This is a genomic window from Thermoanaerobacter sp. RKWS2 (assembly GCF_026240795.1).
Lineage (GTDB): Bacteria > Bacillota > Thermoanaerobacteria > Thermoanaerobacterales > Thermoanaerobacteraceae > Thermoanaerobacter > Thermoanaerobacter ethanolicus.
The window spans coordinates 1,915,720-1,934,389 of record NZ_CP110888.1 but is presented as its reverse complement, the minus strand read 5'-3'; the positions used below and the strand labels follow the sequence as shown (position 1 = coordinate 1,934,389).

23 protein-coding genes and 2 pseudogenes are annotated in these 18,670 nt (G+C 44.9%); all 25 read left to right on the top strand.

Translation table 11 applies throughout. The annotated features are described in order from the left end of the window. The first annotated feature begins 2 nt into the window (after nucleotides 1-2). The 25 genes and pseudogenes from OEI98_RS10305 to OEI98_RS10185 all read left to right on the top strand — a co-directional run bounded on the left by OEI98_RS10305 (nucleotide 3) and on the right by OEI98_RS10185 (nucleotide 18,666). The gene (locus OEI98_RS10305; RefSeq protein ID WP_004400049.1) at nucleotides 3-800 is read left to right on the top strand and encodes a phage antirepressor; all 798 of its coding nucleotides are present in this window, start codon (nucleotides 3-5) and stop codon (nucleotides 798-800) included. 15 nt (nucleotides 801-815) lie between these two features. Then, entirely contained in the window at nucleotides 816-1,241 is a 426-nt protein-coding gene (locus OEI98_RS10300; RefSeq protein ID WP_004400050.1) for a DUF4406 domain-containing protein, read from the top strand. After that, entirely contained in the window at nucleotides 1,238-3,043 is a 1,806-nt protein-coding gene (locus tag OEI98_RS10295) for a hypothetical protein (protein ID WP_266037710.1), read from the top strand. The genes OEI98_RS10300 and OEI98_RS10295 overlap by 4 nt, the downstream gene beginning before the upstream one ends. Continuing rightward, nucleotides 3,025-3,792, top strand: coding sequence for a hypothetical protein (locus tag OEI98_RS10290; RefSeq protein ID WP_266037708.1), 768 nt, complete (start codon nucleotides 3,025-3,027; stop codon nucleotides 3,790-3,792). The genes OEI98_RS10295 and OEI98_RS10290 overlap by 19 nt, the downstream gene beginning before the upstream one ends. A gap of 299 nt (nucleotides 3,793-4,091) precedes the next feature. Continuing rightward, on the top strand, nucleotides 4,092-4,379 hold the full coding sequence (locus OEI98_RS10285; RefSeq protein ID WP_004400052.1) for a VRR-NUC domain-containing protein: 288 nt from the start codon (nucleotides 4,092-4,094) through the stop codon (nucleotides 4,377-4,379). Between the two features lie 106 nt (nucleotides 4,380-4,485). Further along, nucleotides 4,486-4,941 carry a hypothetical protein gene (locus tag OEI98_RS10280; RefSeq protein ID WP_004400053.1) on the top strand — a complete coding sequence of 152 codons (456 nt, stop codon included), beginning with the start codon at nucleotides 4,486-4,488 and terminating at the stop codon, nucleotides 4,939-4,941. 126 nt (nucleotides 4,942-5,067) lie between these two features. Continuing rightward, complete coding sequence (locus OEI98_RS10275) at nucleotides 5,068-5,298, top strand: hypothetical protein (RefSeq protein WP_004400054.1); 231 nt, start codon at nucleotides 5,068-5,070, stop codon at nucleotides 5,296-5,298. A gap of 131 nt (nucleotides 5,299-5,429) precedes the next feature. Further along, nucleotides 5,430-5,789, top strand: coding sequence for an HNH endonuclease (locus OEI98_RS10270; RefSeq protein WP_004400055.1), 360 nt, complete (start codon nucleotides 5,430-5,432; stop codon nucleotides 5,787-5,789). A gap of 119 nt (nucleotides 5,790-5,908) precedes the next feature. Next, nucleotides 5,909-6,460, top strand: coding sequence for a P27 family phage terminase small subunit (locus OEI98_RS10265; RefSeq protein ID WP_003515999.1), 552 nt, complete (start codon nucleotides 5,909-5,911; stop codon nucleotides 6,458-6,460). A gap of 156 nt (nucleotides 6,461-6,616) precedes the next feature. After that, complete coding sequence (locus tag OEI98_RS10260; RefSeq protein WP_058258374.1) at nucleotides 6,617-7,915, top strand: site-specific DNA-methyltransferase; 1,299 nt, start codon at nucleotides 6,617-6,619, stop codon at nucleotides 7,913-7,915. Nucleotides 7,916-7,920: 5 nt separating this feature from the next. Next, nucleotides 7,921-9,174, top strand: a complete 1,254-nt coding sequence (locus OEI98_RS10255; RefSeq protein ID WP_266037702.1) for a site-specific DNA-methyltransferase — start codon at nucleotides 7,921-7,923, stop codon at nucleotides 9,172-9,174. A 116-nt stretch (nucleotides 9,175-9,290) separates the two neighbouring features. Next, on the top strand, nucleotides 9,291-9,983 hold the full coding sequence (locus OEI98_RS10250; protein WP_013782364.1) for a virulence factor: 693 nt from the start codon (nucleotides 9,291-9,293) through the stop codon (nucleotides 9,981-9,983). After that, nucleotides 9,976-10,311 carry a DUF6329 domain-containing protein gene (locus OEI98_RS10245; protein ID WP_023062550.1) on the top strand — a complete coding sequence of 112 codons (336 nt, stop codon included), beginning with the start codon at nucleotides 9,976-9,978 and terminating at the stop codon, nucleotides 10,309-10,311. The genes OEI98_RS10250 and OEI98_RS10245 overlap by 8 nt, the downstream gene beginning before the upstream one ends. Beyond that, nucleotides 10,308-10,538: a DUF4314 domain-containing protein gene (locus OEI98_RS10240; protein ID WP_013782362.1), complete on the top strand. Its 231-nt coding sequence runs from the start codon at nucleotides 10,308-10,310 to the stop codon at nucleotides 10,536-10,538. The genes OEI98_RS10245 and OEI98_RS10240 overlap by 4 nt, the downstream gene beginning before the upstream one ends. A 141-nt stretch (nucleotides 10,539-10,679) precedes the next feature. Then, the gene (locus OEI98_RS10235) at nucleotides 10,680-11,579 is read left to right on the top strand and encodes an amidoligase family protein (RefSeq protein ID WP_266037693.1); all 900 of its coding nucleotides are present in this window, start codon (nucleotides 10,680-10,682) and stop codon (nucleotides 11,577-11,579) included. 61 nt (nucleotides 11,580-11,640) lie between these two features. Continuing rightward, a complete protein-coding gene (locus tag OEI98_RS10230) occupies nucleotides 11,641-12,108 on the top strand; it encodes a gamma-glutamylcyclotransferase family protein (RefSeq protein WP_013782360.1) in 468 nt (155 codons plus the stop codon). A gap of 3 nt (nucleotides 12,109-12,111) precedes the next feature. Further along, nucleotides 12,112-12,306 (top strand): DUF5049 domain-containing protein, encoded by a 195-nt coding sequence (locus OEI98_RS10225; protein ID WP_266037688.1) that lies wholly within the window; start codon nucleotides 12,112-12,114, stop codon nucleotides 12,304-12,306. 54 nt (nucleotides 12,307-12,360) lie between these two features. Further along, nucleotides 12,361-14,011: pseudogene (locus OEI98_RS10220) on the top strand (terminase large subunit). Beyond that, nucleotides 14,008-15,330 carry a phage portal protein gene (locus tag OEI98_RS10215; RefSeq protein WP_266037685.1) on the top strand — a complete coding sequence of 441 codons (1,323 nt, stop codon included), beginning with the start codon at nucleotides 14,008-14,010 and terminating at the stop codon, nucleotides 15,328-15,330. Before OEI98_RS10220 ends, OEI98_RS10215 begins: the two are co-directional and overlap by 4 nt. Further along, nucleotides 15,269-15,994: a head maturation protease, ClpP-related gene (locus tag OEI98_RS10210; RefSeq protein WP_266037683.1), complete on the top strand. Its 726-nt coding sequence runs from the start codon at nucleotides 15,269-15,271 to the stop codon at nucleotides 15,992-15,994. The genes OEI98_RS10215 and OEI98_RS10210 overlap by 62 nt, the downstream gene beginning before the upstream one ends. A 13-nt stretch (nucleotides 15,995-16,007) precedes the next feature. Continuing rightward, nucleotides 16,008-17,209: pseudogene (locus OEI98_RS10205) on the top strand (phage major capsid protein). A 21-nt stretch (nucleotides 17,210-17,230) separates the two neighbouring features. Next, a complete protein-coding gene (locus OEI98_RS10200; RefSeq protein WP_004400079.1) occupies nucleotides 17,231-17,539 on the top strand; it encodes a head-tail connector protein in 309 nt (102 codons plus the stop codon). A gap of 2 nt (nucleotides 17,540-17,541) precedes the next feature. After that, nucleotides 17,542-17,877 carry a head-tail adaptor protein gene (locus OEI98_RS10195; protein ID WP_204614525.1) on the top strand — a complete coding sequence of 112 codons (336 nt, stop codon included), beginning with the start codon at nucleotides 17,542-17,544 and terminating at the stop codon, nucleotides 17,875-17,877. Nucleotides 17,878-17,893: 16 nt separating this feature from the next. Next, the gene (locus tag OEI98_RS10190) at nucleotides 17,894-18,325 is read left to right on the top strand and encodes an HK97-gp10 family putative phage morphogenesis protein (protein WP_003516027.1); all 432 of its coding nucleotides are present in this window, start codon (nucleotides 17,894-17,896) and stop codon (nucleotides 18,323-18,325) included. Continuing rightward, a complete protein-coding gene (locus OEI98_RS10185) occupies nucleotides 18,322-18,666 on the top strand; it encodes a hypothetical protein (RefSeq protein WP_004400082.1) in 345 nt (114 codons plus the stop codon). Before OEI98_RS10190 ends, OEI98_RS10185 begins: the two co-directional genes overlap by 4 nt. Nucleotides 18,667-18,670: the final 4 nt, after the last annotated feature.

The window sequence follows — 18,670 nt, the reverse complement described above, 5'->3', positions numbered from 1 at the left end:
TTATGAATAATTTACAGGTTTTTAAGAATACAGAATTTGGCGAACTTAAAGTACTCGTTATTGATGGAAAGGAATACTTCCCTGCAACAGATTGTGCAAGGATGCTGGGATACAGTAACCCACACAAGGCAGTAATAGATCATTGTAAGTACCTAACAAAACGTGAGGTACCTCATCCGCAAAATCCTGAAAAAACCATCAACATAAATTATATTCCTGAAGGTGATTTGTTCAGACTGATAGTTAAATCCCAACTTCCTGCAGCCGAACGCTTTGAGAGATGGGTCTTTGATGAAGTGCTGCCTACGATAAGAAAACATGGAGTCTATGCTACAGATAAAGTTATCGAAGAGATGATTTCCAATCCTGAATATGGTATCAGGATTTTCTCTGAACTGAAGGCAGAACGCGACAGACGGAAAGCATTAGAAATAGAGAATGCAAAGAACAAACAGATTATCAGTGAGTTGAAGCCCAAAGCGAGCTATTATGATCTCATATTGCAAAATAAAAGCCTTGTGCCGATCAGCAAGATTGCCAAGGATTACGGAATGTCTGGCCGCGCTTTCAATAAGCTGCTTCATGAGCTCGGAGTACAGTACAAAATGGGAAACTGCTGGCTTTTATATCAGGAGTACGCCGATCAAGGATACACGCAGTCCAAGACTCATGCTATTGATGCAGAAAGAAGCGTAATGCACACATATTGGACACAAAAAGGAAGGCTATTTATCTATGACCTTCTTAAAAACAAGAAAGGTATATTGCCTGTAATCGAACGTGAACAAAAAAGCGCATAGGCAGGGGGTAATACCATGAGTATCAGCAAGTTTAACGCGGAAGGATATTACGACCCCACACCTTATGAAGCATTGCTTAGGATTGAGCGAGAGGCCAGGAAAGCGCCTTACAGACCGATGGTATTTATCTGCAGCCCATATGCTGGTGATATAGAACGTAATATCCGTAAGGCTCAGGGGTACTGCCGATTTGCAGTGAGCAGGAATTGCATACCTATTGCTCCGCACCTCTTGTTTCCGCAGTTTATGGATGACGATGATGAACAGATGCGAAATCTGGGATTGTTCTTTGGCATGGTATTGATGTCAAAGTGCTCAGAAGTGTGGGTATTTGGCAGAAAAATTACTAAAGGGATGTCCATTGAGATTGAAAAGGCAAAGCAGCGCAGCATTCCGATTCGGTATTTTAATGAACGATGCGAGGAGGTGCAGTGTAAGTGAGCATCTCATTCCCTAAAGAATTGGCAAACCGGAAGCAATGGATCTGCTGGCGTCTGGAACCAAACACAAAGGACGGAAGAGACAGTAAAATCCCTTACAATCCCTTAACCGGTAGAAAAGCCTCAAGCACTAACCCAAACGACTGGTCGACCCTTGACGATGCGATTGCGGCAAAAGAACAATATCTCTATACCGGATTAGGTTTTGTATTCGCAAAAAGCGGAGGTTTAGTGGGGATAGACATAGATCACTGCCGCGACAAAAACACTGGGGAATTAAGCGATACCGCCAAGGATATCCTTGAGCGGTTTCCGTCCTATACGGAAATCAGCCCTTCAGGAACTGGGCTTCATATTTTCTATAAAGGGGAGATGCCCGCCAAGGGCAATAAAAACACTAAAACCGGCGTTGAAATGTATGCCCACAGCAGATACTTCACAATGACTGGCGAGCGACTGCCAGGGACTCCTGATTACATTGCTGAAGATAACGGGGCACTGGCCTGGATACATGAGAATTATATCAAAAGTAAAAAGCGGAGAGGAAAAAGCAAGAAAGACCGTAAGGTGGTTAAGCTAGAGCCGCTTACAGACGAAGAAATTCTGGAGAAAGCCCGGACAGCCGAAAACCATAAGGAATTTAATCTGCTATGGGAAGGAAAATGGCAGGAAGCAGGGTATCCGAGCCAGTCCGAAGCCGACCTTGCTCTTTGCTGTATGCTAGCTTTCTGGTCAGGCAAAAACAAAAAGCAGATGGACAGGCTGTTTAGAAATTCCGGGTTATTCCGGGAAAAGTGGGATACGGTACATCATGCAAGTGGAGCAACATATGGGCAGGAGACACTGGATAAGGCCATTGAAGTCACAGAGAACGTATACAGCCGCGAAAGCGAGTCAGTTATCTTTGAACATGAGGGCAGGTATTACCGCACCAGAGGCGAAAGTGTGTATCCTATAACAAACTTTATCATTCAGCCGGTGGAGATGATTGTATCAGAAGATGAAACGCAAATGACTGCTGATCTTATTACAATACGTGATGAAATATACCGCCAGACATTTATGACTACCGACTTCAATAACATCCAAAAGTTTAAAAATATCTTGAACCGCCGGACAATATCCTTAGGCTATTTTGGCTCAGAAGGAGATTTGGAACTGCTGAAAGGTTATATATCCGAAATGGAGTGGGTAAGGAAAACAGGGGTCAAGGCTCTTGGGATTTATGAGCATGGCGGGCGGATGGTATATGTTTCAACGGATGGTGCCATTGAAGCCGGAGGCAACATTGTTGAAGATATCGTGCAGCTTGATAAGTATAAAAGCATAACAACCGATATCCTAATCTTTGAGCCATTGACAAAGGAACAGCTTATTATACTTGGTGAATGGCTCCTCAGCTATAACGAACCCATAAAAACGGTATCAGTAATGGCCTGGGTGGCCGGATGCTTTATTAAACCGCATCTTAAAAAATCAGGCATCAAGTTTCCTCATTTATTGCTTGTCGGAGAACAAGGCAGCGGAAAAAGTAATACATTGGAGCGGGTTATTCTGCCGGTATTTTCGTGCAGTAAAATCCGCGCGGCTACACAGGTTACTGCATTTACACTGATGAAGGAATCTGCATCATCGAATCTGATACCGCAGTTGATGGATGAGTTCAAGCCTTCAAAGATAGATAAGTTAAGGCTAAATGCCTTATACAACCATCTTCGAGATGCATATGACGGCCATGAAGGTGTCCGCGGTAGGCGGATCAAAGTGCTGTTACTTATGAACTGTTGGCACCTATTATTGTAGCTGGTGAGGAATCGCCGGATGAAGCGGCCATCAGAGAACGGAGCATAGAATTGCTATTCAGCAAGAAGGACTTAAAACCAGCCAGCCATAGACAAGCATTTTATAAGCTGTGTGCAAAAGCGGATCTGCTTGGCAGCTTCGGTCGGAGCCTGCTGGATATAGCACTCAGAGTATCGGTTGCTGAGGCAGAGAAGTGGTATGAGGAAGCAAAGTCAGAGATATCTGATGAGTTTCCATCTCGTATCGTCAATAATCTCGCCTGTTGCTATGCCGGATTGAGCCTAGTAAACAAACTGTGTGAATTCCTTAATGTAACGTGGGCTGAAGTATTTCCCATTAACAAAGGGGCATGTATTCGATATCTTCAAAACGGTGTGCAGGAGTACTTGCTGGATGGCGGCAGCAATAACAAGACCATTGTAGAACAGACCCTGGAAATCATGGCCCGGATGAAACTGGCTCCGAATCAAGACTACACTTTTGATAAAGATGGCAAGGTTATCGGGATTCGTTTCTGTGATGTATATGACCGCTATACCAAGTACAGACGCGATTATGCAATCACAGGTGAATGTCTTCCGTATAACCAGTTTCTGAAGCAATTGAGGCAAAGTGACTTTTTTATAGAGAGTAATAAAACGATGCGTTTCGGGAACGAAACTAAGAAAGCGTGGGCTCTTGATTTTTCGATATTGAAAGAGCGATGCGATGTGAGCGGCTTTGAGATCACAGATATTGAGCCTCTTTAACCTCAAAAAAGGTAACAAGGTAACAAAAAGGTAACACCCGAAACGCTGATGAATAGCCACTTGTTACCTATGTTACCTTTGTTACCTCAACTTTATATATACGCGAGAGATGAAATTATTTTTTGAAAAATAAAAAATAAAAAAATATAAATATTTGTGTCTATACCTACCCCAAAAAAGAGGTAACAAGGTAACAAAATCCGCAAATGCGCTTGTAAAGCGGGTTTGAGAAGTTACCTTTTTAGAAATACCGGGGTAACAAGAGGGGAAAAGGTAACATTTTTGGAGGATAAGCGGTTATGTCTGAAAAGAGTATTGTGACTAAAATCCTGCGGTACTTAAAGACAGTACCGGGGTGTTTCTGTTGGAAGGAACATGGCGGTATGTACGGGACAGCAGGAATACCAGACATTATTGCCTGTGTAAATGGACGGTTTTTAGCTTTTGAAGTAAAAACCCCATCGGGAAAGACAACAAAACTGCAGGAAGCAACTATAAGGAAAATCCTCAGTGCCGGAGGTGTGGCAGCGGTTGTCCATTCGGTAGATGAGGTGAAGGCTATTCTGGAAAAGCATGGCCTTCTATAAAGAACGAAGACATAACGAACAAGGAAACAAGCACTGCAAAGCAACGCAAATAAGCACACTGCTTCAAAGATCAAGGTTTTTTATCTTGATTTTTTGGAGGTGCGATATGCTGATTGCATGGCAGTATTTAGATAAAAAAGCAGCTGCTGTTGAAGCTTTGAAAGATTACAGCAGCATGCAGTACATTATTGAACACAGTGATGAGGATATATATGAAGTTGAAACCCGTATGACAAGCCCTCATAGTGCAAAGATTACCGGAGTTCCGGGCAAACACAATCCCAAAAGTGGCGAAGAACGCCTTGCTGCTTGCCTTGACGAGATTGATGTGTTGAAAGAACGTTACAGACGAGCATTAGAATATATGGAGTGGTTCAAGCCTGCTTGGGAAGCCCTGTCGGAGGAAGAACAGTTTATACTGACAGAATTTTTTGTTAATGATGTGAGCAAGACAGAAGCTGTAGCAAACATCGGAGAGAAGCTGTTTCTTGAAAGAGCACAGGTGTACCGCAGGAAGGACAAGGCACTTAATCATCTGGCACTGCTTTTATACGGGAAGTAGTAATGAGATTTTTATGAGATGTAAAACACAGGTATCCAATATATAATGATATCGTGAAAAAATGACATTAAAACGCATAAGCCCTTCGGGGCTTTTTCTTATGACATAAAACGGGAGTGAAGAAAGATGTACGATAATTGTTTTGGCAGTATCGGAAGGAATGGCTGCAATATCCTGACTGTACACAAGTGCTTGCAAGATAAATGTTCCTTCTATAAAAGCACCCAGGAGTTAGAGGAAGATAGAAAAAAGGCTTATCTTTTGCTTGCAGCTTTACCACCCGATATGCAGAGATATATTTCAGATAAGTATTATAACGGTAAGATGCCATGGGCAAAAAGTAAATGTTCTGTTTAGTATTCCAGATGAGATTTTTATGAGATGAAATTCAGTAAAAAACCAAATATAATGGTATTGTGAAAAGTTATGGATAAGCCTTCATGGGATGAACCTGTGAGGGCTTTTTTATACGTAAAGGAGGTGGCCAGATGCCAAGAAAACCAAAAAGGCCTTGCTCCTTTCCCGGCTGTCCTGAACTGACGGACGGAAGGTACTGTGACATGCATCAAAGGCAAATGGATGCTTATTACAACAAATACGAACGAGATCCCCAAACAAGAAAACGCTATGACCGGAGATGGAAACGCATCAGGGACAGATATATCTCAGAGCATCCGCTTTGCGAGGAGTGCCAAAAGTACGGAAGGCTTACACCAGCCGAAGAGGTACATCATATTATCCCTTTATCCAAAGGCGGAACCAATGCAGACAATAACCTTATGAGCCTGTGCAAACAATGTCACTCATCGATCACTGCTCGCGAAGGAGAACGATGGGCAAGACGGTAGGGGGGTCAAAATCTCTGGTGAAGCAGTTTTGTGCAACGGGCGGGGGTCACGCGCGAAAAATCGCAGTTTCAAACGGGGTATATCCCCTGTTTATTTTTACATGAATCGAGGTGATGTGTATGGCAAAGGACGGTACCAACCGCGGCGGGGCACGTATCGGTGCAGGACAGAAGAAAAAGCCTCTGGCGGATAAGATTTTGGAAGGAAACCCCGGCAGACGAAAGCTCATGGTAATGGAGTTTACGGATGCTGCGGAACTGGAAGGAGAGAGCATGCCGCCACCGAGGGATTATCTTGCTGCAAAGCAGAAGAATGGAAAAACAACACTGGCGGTGGAAATATACGAAAAAACATGGCAGTGGCTTAAGGAACGCAGGTGTGTTCACCTTATCCCTGCGCAGCTTATAGAGCAATATGCCCAGAGTGTGGCGCGGTGGATCCAGTGCGAGGAATGTATCACTGAATTTGGCTTTCTTGCTAAGCATCCGACAACTGGCAATGCCATCCCGTCACCTTATGTGGCTATGAGTCAAAGCTTTATGAAACAGGCCAATAACCTGTGGTATCAAATTTATCAAGTCGTGCGGGAAAACTGTGCTACCGAATACAAGGGGGCTACTCCTCACGATGATGTTATGGAAAAACTACTGACAGCCAGGAGGGGTGGCTGATGCATAAAACAAATTCAATCTTTCTTAGGGAACTAAGAAAATATAAAGACCATTTAACGAAGCAGCAGTTTAAGACTCTGCGGGGACAAGTAATAAACGGAGATTGTGAGGGCGCAAAAAAGGGTCTTAAGAAAATATTGAACAGGAGAATGCAGCATGAACATACAAAAAATATCTGTTGAAAAACTTAATCCAGCAGCATACAACCCGCGCAAGGATTTAAAACCTGGCGATAAGGAATATGAAAAGCTAAAACGGTCAATAGAGGAATTTGGCTATGTGGAGCCTGTTATCTGGAACCAAAAAACAGGTAATGTGGTAGGCGGGCATCAACGCTTAAAGGTTTTGCTGGACTTGGGACAGACAGAGATAGATTGCGTTGTAGTGGATCTTGACCTGCAGAGAGAAAAAGCGCTTAATCTTGCTCTTAATAAGATTCAGGGAGAGTGGGACGAGAATAAACTGGCTGAACTGATGGCTGAGTTGGACGCAGGTGCATTTGATGTTTCGCTTACAGGGTTTGACGCTTCTGAAATAGACGAACTGCTTAACCGATGGTACTCCAAAGAGGCGATACAAGACAGCTTTGACATAGATAAAGCGCATGAGGAAATTGTGCAGCGCGAGCCGGTAACGAAGCGGGGCGATATCTGGCTTCTTGGAAATCACCGTTTGATGTGCGGCGACTCTACGAAGGATGAGGATTTTGAGAAGTTGATGGAAGGGTGTCACGCACAGATGGCAGTGACTTCCCCTCCATATGGGGTAGGCAAAGAATATGAAAAGGCAGGGATTGAACCATGGTTCGAGACAGTACGCCCAGTGATTAGAAACCTGTGCAGGTATGCAGATATTGTCTGCTGGAACTTAGGTGATCTCTATGCCACCGGCTCTCAGTTTATTGAACCCACCAGTGTTTACAGTGTGAACATGTTTTTGGAAAACGGTTACCGCCCTATCTGGATCCGCATTTGGAAGAAGCAAGGGCAAAATTTCGGCGTAGGACCCTATCATCTTGTTTCAAACAAGCCGGTTCAGCAGTATGAGTATATTTCAGCCTTCAGCAATAAAGGAGAAGTTGAGGAATATAACGATCAGGAATATGTATGGCTTTCAGCCTTTGCGGGACACAGTTATAAATTTGTGAAACGGCTTACAAAGGAAGAACGCAAGAAATGGGGTTATGCTGGGATATGGGAGATGACCACTGTACGGGCAAACAAGGAGCATCCTGCAATGTTCCCTGTGGAGCTTCCATGGCGGTGCATCAAAATGCACAGCGACAAAGGCGGTATTGTGCTTGAGCCGTTCTCTGGTAGCGGAACTACTATAATTGCGGCTGAACAGACCGAGCGTAAATGCTACGCAATGGAGTTATCCCCTGTTTACTGTGATTTAGCTGTTAAGCGCTGGGAGGAATTCACCGGTGAAAAAGCCATCAAACTGGAGGGTTAAGATTTATGGATATACTGAAAATACCAACAGAAAAACTAAAACCATCTAAATATAATCCGCGGAAAGATTTAAAGCCTGGTGACCCTGAATATGAAAAATTACGTCGGTCTATTGAAGAGTTTGGATATGTAGAGCCGGTCATATGGAATAAACGCACCGGGAATATTGTCGGCGGACATCAGCGTTATAAAGTACTTACAGCTTTGGGGTATAAGGAGATCGACTGTGTTGTAGTTGATTTGGATGAACAGCGGGAAAAGGCGCTCAATGTCGCGCTGAATAAAATCAGTGGTGAGTTTGATATTCCGCTTTTGACCGATCTGCTTATGGATTTAAATGAAGATGGTTTTGACGTTTCTCTTACCGGGTTTGATGCTACGGAAATTGATGAGTTGTTCCGTGATAAAACAGCCGCTAATGTCAAAGAGGATAATTTCGATACAGAAAAGGCAATTGCAGAGATTAAAACTCCGGTTACCAAAAAGGGCGACATATGGGTACTTGGCAGCCACCGTCTGATGTGCGGTGATAGCACCATGCTTTCAGATGTGCAAAAGCTGATGAACGGACAAAAGGCGAGATTTGTTTTCACCGACCCACCATGGAATGTTGATTACGGTTCAGATACCAGGCATCCAAGCTGGAAGCCAAGACAAATTCTAAATGACAATATGAGCACCGAAGAATTCGGCGCTTTTTTATTGCGCGCTTTTAAATGCATGAAAGAGGTTTCTGAAGCCGGATGCATGACCTATGTGGTAATGAGTGCTCAGGAATGGGGCAGTTTGATGAACGTCATGCGGGAGGCAGGGTATCACTGGTCGAGCACAATTATATGGAAAAAAGACAGCTTGGTACTATCAAGAAAGGACTATCATACCCAGTACGAGCCGATCTGGTATGGTTGGCTTGAAGGAACACGCCTTTGCCCGCTTAAAGACCGTAAACAGTCAGATGTTTGGGAGATACCCCGTCCTAAAGTATCGGAGGAGCACCCTACCATGAAGCCGGTATCGCTTGTAGCAAAGGCAATGCTCAATAGTTCCCATATTGGAGATTTAACTCTTGACCTGTTCGGTGGTTCTGGTACGACAATGATTGCGGCACAGCAGACCGGGCGGGTTTGTTATATGATGGAGCTTGACTCGAAATACTGCGATGTGATTGTAAAGCGCTATGTTTCACAATTTGGCGCAGATTCAGTATTTTTGGTAACAGGTAGTGAAAAAATACCTTACGCGGAAACACAGATTGATTAAAAATGTCCTTGCTTTCCCCTCAAAACAGAGCGTTAATGTACCCCACCAAAAAGTAAAGGTGGGATTTTTTATGGGAATCAAAAATGTTTTAGCTTATTTGAGGGGAGGTGTATGGCATGAGCAATAACAGCTTTCGCTTTTCACAGAAGATTGTCGGTCAGGAGAGAAAAGCCATTGCCTCGGTCATAGCTGAAGCCCTTGAAGGCCAGGTGCGCTATGCCGGAGCACCGGAGTTTTTGTATGAGATTAAAGACGAAAAATCTGCTGGCAGTTGGACGATTGACAGGGACAGTGTGGTTCACTCACCGAAAATCAGTCTCAATGAAATAAAAACCATCCGTTCAGTTATTGACACGTTGAATGTGGAGGGCTTTTCAGCAGAGGGAACCATGACAATTACTCTTTCGTTGGAGGGCTTTAGCGCGATTAGCCTTGAAAACCTAAATAATATGCTGGCCAGCAAAGAGACATTGATAAAGAAGGCGATGTTGATTGAGGGGGAACTTGTAGTCTTAGCTGAAAATGATGAGATTTCCTTCCCTTTCTGGAACGCGACTTTAAATGCTGATGAAGTGCAGACCTATATAACGCTGGCAAAGCAGATGGCAGAACAGGCAAAATTACAGAAGCGAGTACTACGAAAAGAAAAACCAACAGATAATGAAAAATATGCTTTTCGCTGTTTCCTGCTTAGGTTGGGGTTTATAGGTGATAACTTCAAAACTGAACGCAAGGTGTTACTTTCAAGGCTGTCCGGTAACGGGGCGTATCGGAAAGGCAGAGCAAAGGCGGTGGACGAAAATGAATGATTTTCATAGCACCGCCTTCTTTGTCAAGCATCCGTTTAGAATAGAGGATTTAAAAGTGCCGCATCGGTATGAGACGAGGAAACGATTTGTAGTTGTAAAAACTATCGAGCTATCAAAGATTGATTATGATAACTTCGTTGCCGACCTATGTGTTGATCGCATTTTCATTGAGGAAAATAAAGGGCTTTGTCACGTTAATGAGGATGGAGTGTGGCGTTGCCTGCTGGTTAAGCAGCGGGGACGGTCTGATGGAGTGTTGGTAATGCCGGATGGTAGAGATTACCCAAAGTATGCCGCATATTATCCTGGAGAGGAGGACGAACTATGAGTGCAAGAGGCTTCCCTTCAAAAGAAACAGTCCTTCGCATTAAAGAGCAGTATCCGCCGGGAACACGTGTTGAGCTTATCTGCATGGATGATCCGTATTCTAAGCTGAAACCGGGAGACCAAGGAACAGTATCTTTCGTGGATGATATCGGAACTGTTCATATCAACTGGGACTGCGGTTCTTCTTTGGGTGTAGCCTATGGTATAGATGTGATCAGAAAGCTGTAAATGTACACAATTCAAGATGTGTAAAATTGTTCAAAATCCAGTGAAAACTCACGCAGAATTGCCTTGCTATCCTGTGTTTTCAATGGCCTAATGTACACTGCCAAAGGGCAAAAAACACAGAGAAAGCGAGGAAAAAGCGCAATGCTTACAACGAGATTTGGAATCGAGGTAGAATTGACGGGGATTACAAGAAAACAAGCGGCAAAAACTGCAACAGCTTTTCTTGGAGGGAGGGTTGAATCCAGCGGAGATTATTACGATACCCAAAAGGTTATTGCACCGGATGGACGGATATGGAAATTCATGAGCGACGGGAGCATCCGGACTCAGAAAAAGGAAAACGGCAGGATTGTGGCGGCTGGCCGGGAATATAGCGTCGAGTTGGTAAGCCCGATACTGACATACCGCGAAGACATTGAAACCCTGCAGGAATTGATAAGGAGGCTTCGCAAGGCTGGAGGTTTTGCAAACACAAGCTGTGGAATTCATATCCATATAGACGGTGCAGACCACACTCCGCGAAGCATCCGTAATTTTATCAACATTATCGCCAGCAAGAATGACCTTTTCTATAAAGCATTGCAGATTGAGCCGGACAGGATGCGGTTTTGTAAAAAGATGGATGCGGCACTGGTTGAGAAGATGAATCGGCGTAAGCCCAAAACCATGGCGGCGATTGAGAGCATCTGGTACGAGGGTTACAGCGAAAGCCGAAGCACCCATTACCATAATAGCAGATACCACTTTTTGAACCTGCACAGCTTTTTTAACGGCAATGGGACAATTGAGCTTCGAGGCTTTAACAGCGAACTTCATGCGGGAAAAATTAGAAGCTACATAGTGCTTGCCCTTGCGTTAAACCATCAGGCATTAACCCAAAAATGTGCTTCCAGCAAGAAACCACAGGTTGAAAATGAGAAGTTTGCCATGCGGACATATCTCAACCGCATAGGACTTATTGGTGATGAGTTCAAAAACTGCCGGGAGCATCTTTGCAAACACCTTGATGGTAACGCAGCATGGCGGTTTCGGGCAGCATAGATAGACAAGCGCAGGGGTGGATCTCCGCCTCTGCCTTGGTAAATACAAGGAGGATGATACGATGAGCAAAGAAAAAGGAACCATATATTTAGCATACGGAAGCAATCTGAACTTAAGGCAGATGGCATACCGCTGCCCAACGGCAAAAGTGCTGGGGAGTGCAAAACTCACAGGATACCGGCTGTTATTCAGAGGAGGGAATGGCGGCGCAGTAGCGACAATAGAAAAACAAAAAGGTGAAAGTGTACCGGTACTGCTTTGGAGAATCATGCCTAATGATGAGAAGGCGCTGGACAGATATGAAGGTTATCCGCATCTATACCGGAAAGAAACGGTTAAGGTACGTTTCAAAGGGCAGTGGGTACCCGCAATGGTGTATATCATGAATGAAGGTAGACCTTTGGGAGCACCGGGTCGTTACTATTACGAGGTGATTCGGCAGGGCTATATAGATGCGGGTTTTGATATTTCGTTTCTCAATAAAGCGGTAAGAGATTCAATTTCAGCGGCAGAGAAGTCAGAGGTGTAGGACATGGGTAACGAGAATCTGATAACTGGTAAGATTTATCGGCAGATTATGGCCATACGGGACAGCGGTGCCTGCAATATGTTTGACTTGCCAAGAGTACAGGAAGAGGCATATAAAATGGGGTTTTATGAATTAGTAGTATTTCTTAATGAACACAAGAAAGAATATGCCGAGTTTATCCTGACAGGCAAACGATAACGGTTATAACGTAACAAGTTTCATAGAAATCCACTTTAGAGAGGAACTTCATCCATGAGGTTCCTTTTTTCTTGCTCAATTTTAGGAAAGGAGGCGGCAAAGCTGCGGAAGTTAAAACGGTATAAACCAACCAAGTTTATGGCGGAAGGTTCTCGATATGACAAGGAAGCGGCGGATGCCGCTGTTACTTTTATAAACTGCCTGAAGCATACCAAGGGTGAATGGTATGGAATGCCTTTTGAATTAATTGACTGGCAGGAACAGATTGTCCGGGATATATTCGGAATCTTGAAACCTAACGGATACAGGCAGTTTAACACTGCCTATATAGAAATTCCAAAAAAGCAGGGTAAGAGCGAACTTGCAGCGGCAATTGCTTTATATCTTACCTGCGGTGATTTCGAGCATGGCGGCGAGGTTTACGGATGTGCGTCTGATCGTCAGCAGGCATCCATTGTTTTCGACGTTGCAGTAGATATGGTGGAACAGTGTCCGGCATTAAAATCTCGAATTAAACCAATGTTGTCACAGAAGCGGCTGGTTTATAAACCGTTAGGCAGTTTTTATCAGGTGCTTTCAGCGGAGGCATATACAAAACATGGCCTAAACGTCCATGGTGTGGTATTTGACGAACTTCATGCTCAGCCAAACAGGGATCTTTATGATGTAATGCTTCACGGATCTGGTGATGCAAGAAAACAACCGCTGTTTTTCCTGATCACAACTGCTGGCACAGACCGCAATTCCATCTGCTGGGAAGTGCACCAAAAGGCTGAGGATATTCTTCAAGGGCGTAAGATAGATCCGACTTTCTACCCTGTTATCTACAGCGCAGCCGATACCGATGACTGGACAAGTGAAAAGGTATGGAGAAAGGTTAACCCGTCACTGGGCATTACAGTCGACATCGAAAAATTGAGGGTGGCTTGTGAAAATGCCAAGCAAAATCCTGCAGAGGAAAATTTATTCCGTCAGCTCCGCTTAAATCAGTGGGTGAAACAATCGGTGCGCTGGATGCCAATGGATAAATGGGATAAGTGTGCGTTTCCTGTTGATGCAGAAAAATTGCGCGGCAGAACCTGTTACGGAGGACTTGACCTGTCATCTACTACCGATATTACCGCCTTTGTGCTGGTGTTTCCACCGCTTGATGAATCTGATAAATATCAGATTCTACCTTTTTTCTGGATACCGGAGGAGAATATTGATCAGCGTGTGCGGAGAGATCATGTGCCTTATGATGTCTGGGAGAGGCAAGGCTTTTTATATACCACTGAGGGTAACGTCGTGCATTATGGCTTTATCGAAACCTTTATTGAGGAACTCGGAATGAAATATAACATTAAGGAAATAGCCTTTGACCGCTGGGGCGCAATTCAGATGACGCAAAACCTCGAGGCTTTGGGTTTTACGGTTGTTCCATTCGGTCAAGGCTTCAAGGATATGTCCCCGCCTACAAAAGAGTTGATGAAGCTGACATTGGAAGAACGCATCGCCCATGGTGGTAATCCAGTACTGCGGTGGATGATGGACAATATCTATGTCAAAACCGATCCCGCCGGAAACATTAAGCCGGATAAAGAAAAGTCCACCGAGAGAATAGATGGTGCGGTAGCGTTAATTATGGCGCTTGACCGCGTTAAGGCATGACGGGGATGAACGCAACGGATCAATTTATGATGAAAGGGGGCTGTTGATTATATGAGTGTATTTTCCCGTTTGTTCAAAGCAAGGGATAAGCCGAAAAACAGCCTGTTCGGTAATGCATATAGCTTTTTCTTCGGCGGCACATCCAGCGGAAAGGCTGTCAATGAGCGGACGGCCATGCAGACAACGGCGGTGTATGCCTGTGTAAGGATACTTGCAGAAGCAATTGCCGGGCTTCCGCTTCATGTATACCGATACAAGGAAGACGGTGGAAAAGAAAAAGCGTTGACTCACCCGCTATATTACCTGCTCCATGACGAACCAAACCCTGAGATGACTTCATTCGTGTTCCGGGAAACACTGATGAGTCATCTTCTTTTATGGGGAAATGCTTACGCTCAAATTATTAGGGACGGTTCTGGACGAGTGCTGGCGCTTTATCCACTTTTGCCAAACAAAATGACGGTAGACAGGGCTCCAAACGGAGAACTGTTTTACAGTTATCGGCGCGACAGCGATGAGAGTAGGGTTAATCCAAAAGCAGGCCTTATATACCTACGAAGTGATGAGGTTCTTCACATCCCGGGACTCGGTTTTGACGGACTGATCGGATACTCCCCTATTGCTATGGCCAAGAACGCCATAGGCATGGCTATTGCCTGTGAGGAGTATGGTGCATCCTTTTTTGCCAACGGAGCAAATCCGGGTGGCGTTCTGGAACATCCCGGTGTACTAAAGGATCCGGCAAAGGTGCGGGAAAGCTGGAACGCTGTTTATCAAGGAAGTGCCAATGCTCATCGCATTGCAGTTCTGGAAGAGGGAATGAAGTTTCAACCAATCGGCATTCCACCCGAACAGGCACAGTTTTTAGAGACAAGAAAGTTTCAGATAAATGAAATTGCTCGGATATTCCGAGTACCTCCCCATATGGTTGGAGATCTTGAAAAGTCAAGCTTTTCAAACATCGAACAGCAATCTCTGGAATTTGTTAAATACACGCTTGACCCGTGGGTGGTGCGTTGGGAACAGGCTCTCCAAAAAGCGCTGCTTTTACCATCAGAGAAGCGGGCATACTTTGTCAAATTCAATGTAGATGGCCTTCTGCGCGGTGATTATGCAAGCCGCATGAATGGTTATGCTGTAGCTCGACAGAACGGCTGGATGTCTGCTAACGATATCCGCGAGCTTGAGGACATGAACCGGATTCCGGCGGAGTTGAGCGGAGATCTGTATCTTGTTAACGGTAACATGACCAGGCTTGCCGATGCAGGTGCATTTGCAGGCCAAAACAATGCTGAAACGGAGGGATCAAAAGTTGAACAAATCACAAAAACCAAAACCGGTTCGCCGCTTCTGGAACTGGATACAAAACGATGATGGCAGCCGGACATTATATATTGACGGCCCCATAGCCGAGGAAAGCTGGCTGGGAGACGAAGTGACCCCCAAACAGTTCAAATCGGAGCTGTTGTCCGGAGAGGGAGACATAACGATCTGGATCAACAGCCCGGGCGGCGATGTATTTGCGGCCAGCCAGATTTACAACATGCTTATGGATTACAAAGGCAAAGTGACGGTAAAGATTGACGGTATTGCAGCCAGCGCCGCTTCGGTTATAGCCATGGCCGGAGGTGACGTCTTTATGTCACCAGTCAGCATGATGATGATTCACAACCCTATGACGATAGCCATCGGTGATACAGAAGAAATGGAGAAAGCTATCGCAATGCTGGAAGAAATAAAGGAATCCATAATCAACGCTTATGAACTGAAAACCGGACTCTCCCGGGCAAAAATATCGCACCTAATGGATGCAGAAAGCTGGTTTAACGCAAGAAAAGCGGTGGAACTTGGCTTTGCCGATGGAATCTTGTTTATGGAGGATGAATCATTCCCATCCGAATTTGAAGTATCAGGAGGAATGATCTTCAGCAGGCAGGCAGTAACAAATTCCATCCTGCAAAAGCTTAAACCAAAAGAGAAACCAAAAGGAACACCAATTGAGTCGCTTGAAAAGCGGCTTTTTTTATTAAAACCTTAAGGAGGATTTGATTATGAGCAAAATACTGGAACTGCGTGAAAAACGCGCTAAAGTATGGGAAGCTGCTAAAGCTTTCCTCGACAGCAAACGCGGGAACGACGGACTGCTTTCACCGGAGGACACCGCGACTTATGAAAAAATGGAAGCCGACGTTATTGCGCTGGGCAAAGAAATAGAACGTCTCGAACGTCAGGCTGCCATAGATTTGGAATTGTCAAAACCGTTGAATATTCCTATTACAGACAAACCCACTTCCATATCTGGCAACAGTGAAAAAATCGGACTTGCCAGCGATGAGTACAGGCAGTCTTTCTGGAACATGATGCGCGGCAGGCGCAAATATGACGTACACAACGCCTGCAGATTGGAGAGGACACCGAAGGTGGATATCTTGTTCCCGACGACTTTGAGCGTACTCTTGTGGAAGCACTGGAGGAGGAGAATATCTTTAGGCAGATTGCCAATGTTATTACCACGTCCAGCGGTGACAAGAAAATTCCTGTGGTGGCAAGCAAGGGTACTGCATCCTGGGTGGATGAGGAAGGCCAGATTCCCGAAAGCGATGACTCCTTTGCACAGGTATCCATCGGCGCATATAAGCTGGCTACTATGATCAAGGTGTCAGAGGAATTGTTAAACGACAGTGTATTTAACCTTGAACAGTATATAGCCAAAGAATTCGCCCGCCGAATCGGAGCAAAAGAGGAGGAAGCATTTTTTATCGGCGACGGATCTGGCAAGCCAACCGGTATCTTGGCGGATAACGGCGGTGGCGAGATAGGAGTAACCGCGGCGAGTGCAACAGCCATTACCCTTGACGAGATCATGGACTTGTTCTACAGCCTAAAGTCTCCGTACCGCAGGAACGCTGTATTCATTATGAATGATTCGACAATTAAAGCTATAAGGAAGCTCAAAGACAACAACGGTCAGTATCTCTGGCAGCCTTCTGTAACTGCTGGAACACCGGATACTATCCTCAATCGTCCAGTTAAAACTTCTGCATTCATGCCAGCCATTGCCGCCGGAGCAAAAACGATTGTATTCGGCGATTTTTCTTATTACTGGGTGGCAGACCGTCAGGGCAGGGTTTTTAAGCGGCTTAATGAGTTGTATGCTGCTACCGGACAAGTTGGATTCATGGCAACCCAACGTGTAGATGGCAAGCTGGTACTGTCTGAAGCAGTCAAGATACTGCAGCAGAAATCAGCTTAATGAAAACGGAGGTGCCGCGGCATGGAACTTTTGGAGAAGGTTAAAGCAAACCTCATATTGCAGCACAGCGAAGATGACGCACTTTTACAAGAGTATATCAAAGCCGCAGTGGCCTATGCGGAAAGTTACCAGAAAAAGCCGGAAGGATATTATGCCGAAAACCCCATGCCGCCTACTACTGAGCAGGCTGTCATTATGCTGTCGAGCCATTTTTATGAAAGCAGGGATGGCTCGACGGCTGGCTTTTTTGGGGATAGTGTGCAGGCAGGACAGCAGGTATGGAATACAGTTAATCTATTGCTGCGGCTCGACCGGGATTGGAAGGTGTAAATATGGGCTTTGGGAAAATGAAAACTTTCGTGGACATTATCTCAGTCAAGCCGGTTAAGGATAGTGAGGGTTTTACTGAAAAAGATGATGTCATTCTTGCTTCGGTAAGGGCATACAAGGAAGATAGGCATGGCAGTGAAAAATGGGCAAACAGGGCGGCGTTTTCGCAGGCGTCTGCCCTGTTCCGCTTCCGTAAGATACCTAACCTGGAAGTTACCACAGATCTTGTACTCGTTTGCAGCGATGGCAGGTACAACATTATCAGTGTAGAGGATGTGAAGGGACGCGGAATGTATATTGAGGTGCTTGCGGAAAAAGTGAAATCAAGCAAAGCATAAAAGGGGGAGCTGCAACGTGGCTAAGGTGGAAGTTAAAATGCCGGAAGAGTTCTTGCTCAAGTTATCCAGACTTGGAGAAAGAACAGACGAAATCATACCTAAGGTGCTGGAAGCAGGCGGGGAAGTGGTTCTTTCAAAAGTGAAGTCCAATCTTCAGTCAGTTATCGGGAGTGGCACTAAATATCCGTCCAGAGCAACCGGTGAATTGGTAAATGCTTTGGGACTCTCTCCTGCCAAACAGGACAGGGATGGAAACCACAACATAAAAATCGGCTTTACTGAACCAAGGAAGGATGGGGAAAGCAATGCGAAGATTGCTAATATTATTGAGTATGGTAAGTCCGGGCAGCCTCCAAGGCCCTTTTTGAAACCGGCAAAATCAGCTACAAGGAAGTCCTGCATCGAAGTAATGAAGTCAAGACTGGAACAGGAGCTGGGTCGTATATGAGCATATTGTCAGAATTAAACTCGTTATTGGATGGTTTGGGTATCCCCATTGAAACCGGGGTATTTAGCGGTGTACCGCCAGATGAGTACCTTGTCATTACTCCGATGACAGATACATTTGAAGTTTTTGCAGACAACCAGCCTCAGGTAGAAACCCAGGAGGTAAGGTTGTCTTTATTTATAAAGGGAAACTACACTGCCCGTAAAAACGAAATAGTGAACACATTGCTTCAAGCAGGCTTTACCATTACCGACAGGCGGTATATAGGCCATGAGGACGATACCGGCTATCACCACTATGCCATTGATGTGGCAAAAGAATATGAAGTAAAGGAGGAATGAAAAA

Bases quoted from the DNA above. Each gene is read 5' to 3' on its own strand.
- OEI98_RS10225 (WP_266037688.1), top strand. From the start codon at position 12,112: ATGGGTAACGAGAATCTGATAACTGGTAAGATTTATCGGCAGATTATG.
- OEI98_RS10195 (WP_204614525.1), top strand. From the start codon at position 17,542: ATGGGCTTTGGGAAAATGAAAACTTTCGTGGACATTATCTCAGTCAAG.
- OEI98_RS10250 (WP_013782364.1), top strand. From the start codon at position 9,291: ATGAGCAATAACAGCTTTCGCTTTTCACAGAAGATTGTCGGTCAGGAG.
- OEI98_RS10230 (WP_013782360.1), top strand. From the start codon at position 11,641: ATGAGCAAAGAAAAAGGAACCATATATTTAGCATACGGAAGCAATCTG.
- OEI98_RS10285 (WP_004400052.1), top strand. From the start codon at position 4,092: ATGTCTGAAAAGAGTATTGTGACTAAAATCCTGCGGTACTTAAAGACA.
- OEI98_RS10275 (WP_004400054.1), top strand. From the start codon at position 5,068: ATGTACGATAATTGTTTTGGCAGTATCGGAAGGAATGGCTGCAATATC.
- OEI98_RS10280 (WP_004400053.1), top strand. From the start codon at position 4,486: ATGCTGATTGCATGGCAGTATTTAGATAAAAAAGCAGCTGCTGTTGAA.
- OEI98_RS10300 (WP_004400050.1), top strand. From the start codon at position 816: ATGAGTATCAGCAAGTTTAACGCGGAAGGATATTACGACCCCACACCT.
- OEI98_RS10260 (WP_058258374.1), top strand. From the start codon at position 6,617: ATGAACATACAAAAAATATCTGTTGAAAAACTTAATCCAGCAGCATAC.
- OEI98_RS10200 (WP_004400079.1), top strand. From the start codon at position 17,231: ATGGAACTTTTGGAGAAGGTTAAAGCAAACCTCATATTGCAGCACAGC.
- OEI98_RS10270 (WP_004400055.1), top strand. From the start codon at position 5,430: ATGCCAAGAAAACCAAAAAGGCCTTGCTCCTTTCCCGGCTGTCCTGAA.
- OEI98_RS10185 (WP_004400082.1), top strand. From the start codon at position 18,322: ATGAGCATATTGTCAGAATTAAACTCGTTATTGGATGGTTTGGGTATC.
- OEI98_RS10245 (WP_023062550.1), top strand. From the start codon at position 9,976: ATGAATGATTTTCATAGCACCGCCTTCTTTGTCAAGCATCCGTTTAGA.
- OEI98_RS10305 (WP_004400049.1), top strand. From the start codon at position 3: ATGAATAATTTACAGGTTTTTAAGAATACAGAATTTGGCGAACTTAAA.
- OEI98_RS10215 (WP_266037685.1), top strand. From the start codon at position 14,008: ATGAGTGTATTTTCCCGTTTGTTCAAAGCAAGGGATAAGCCGAAAAAC.
- OEI98_RS10265 (WP_003515999.1), top strand. From the start codon at position 5,909: ATGGCAAAGGACGGTACCAACCGCGGCGGGGCACGTATCGGTGCAGGA.
- OEI98_RS10255 (WP_266037702.1), top strand. From the start codon at position 7,921: ATGGATATACTGAAAATACCAACAGAAAAACTAAAACCATCTAAATAT.
- OEI98_RS10240 (WP_013782362.1), top strand. From the start codon at position 10,308: ATGAGTGCAAGAGGCTTCCCTTCAAAAGAAACAGTCCTTCGCATTAAA.
- OEI98_RS10235 (WP_266037693.1), top strand. From the start codon at position 10,680: ATGCTTACAACGAGATTTGGAATCGAGGTAGAATTGACGGGGATTACA.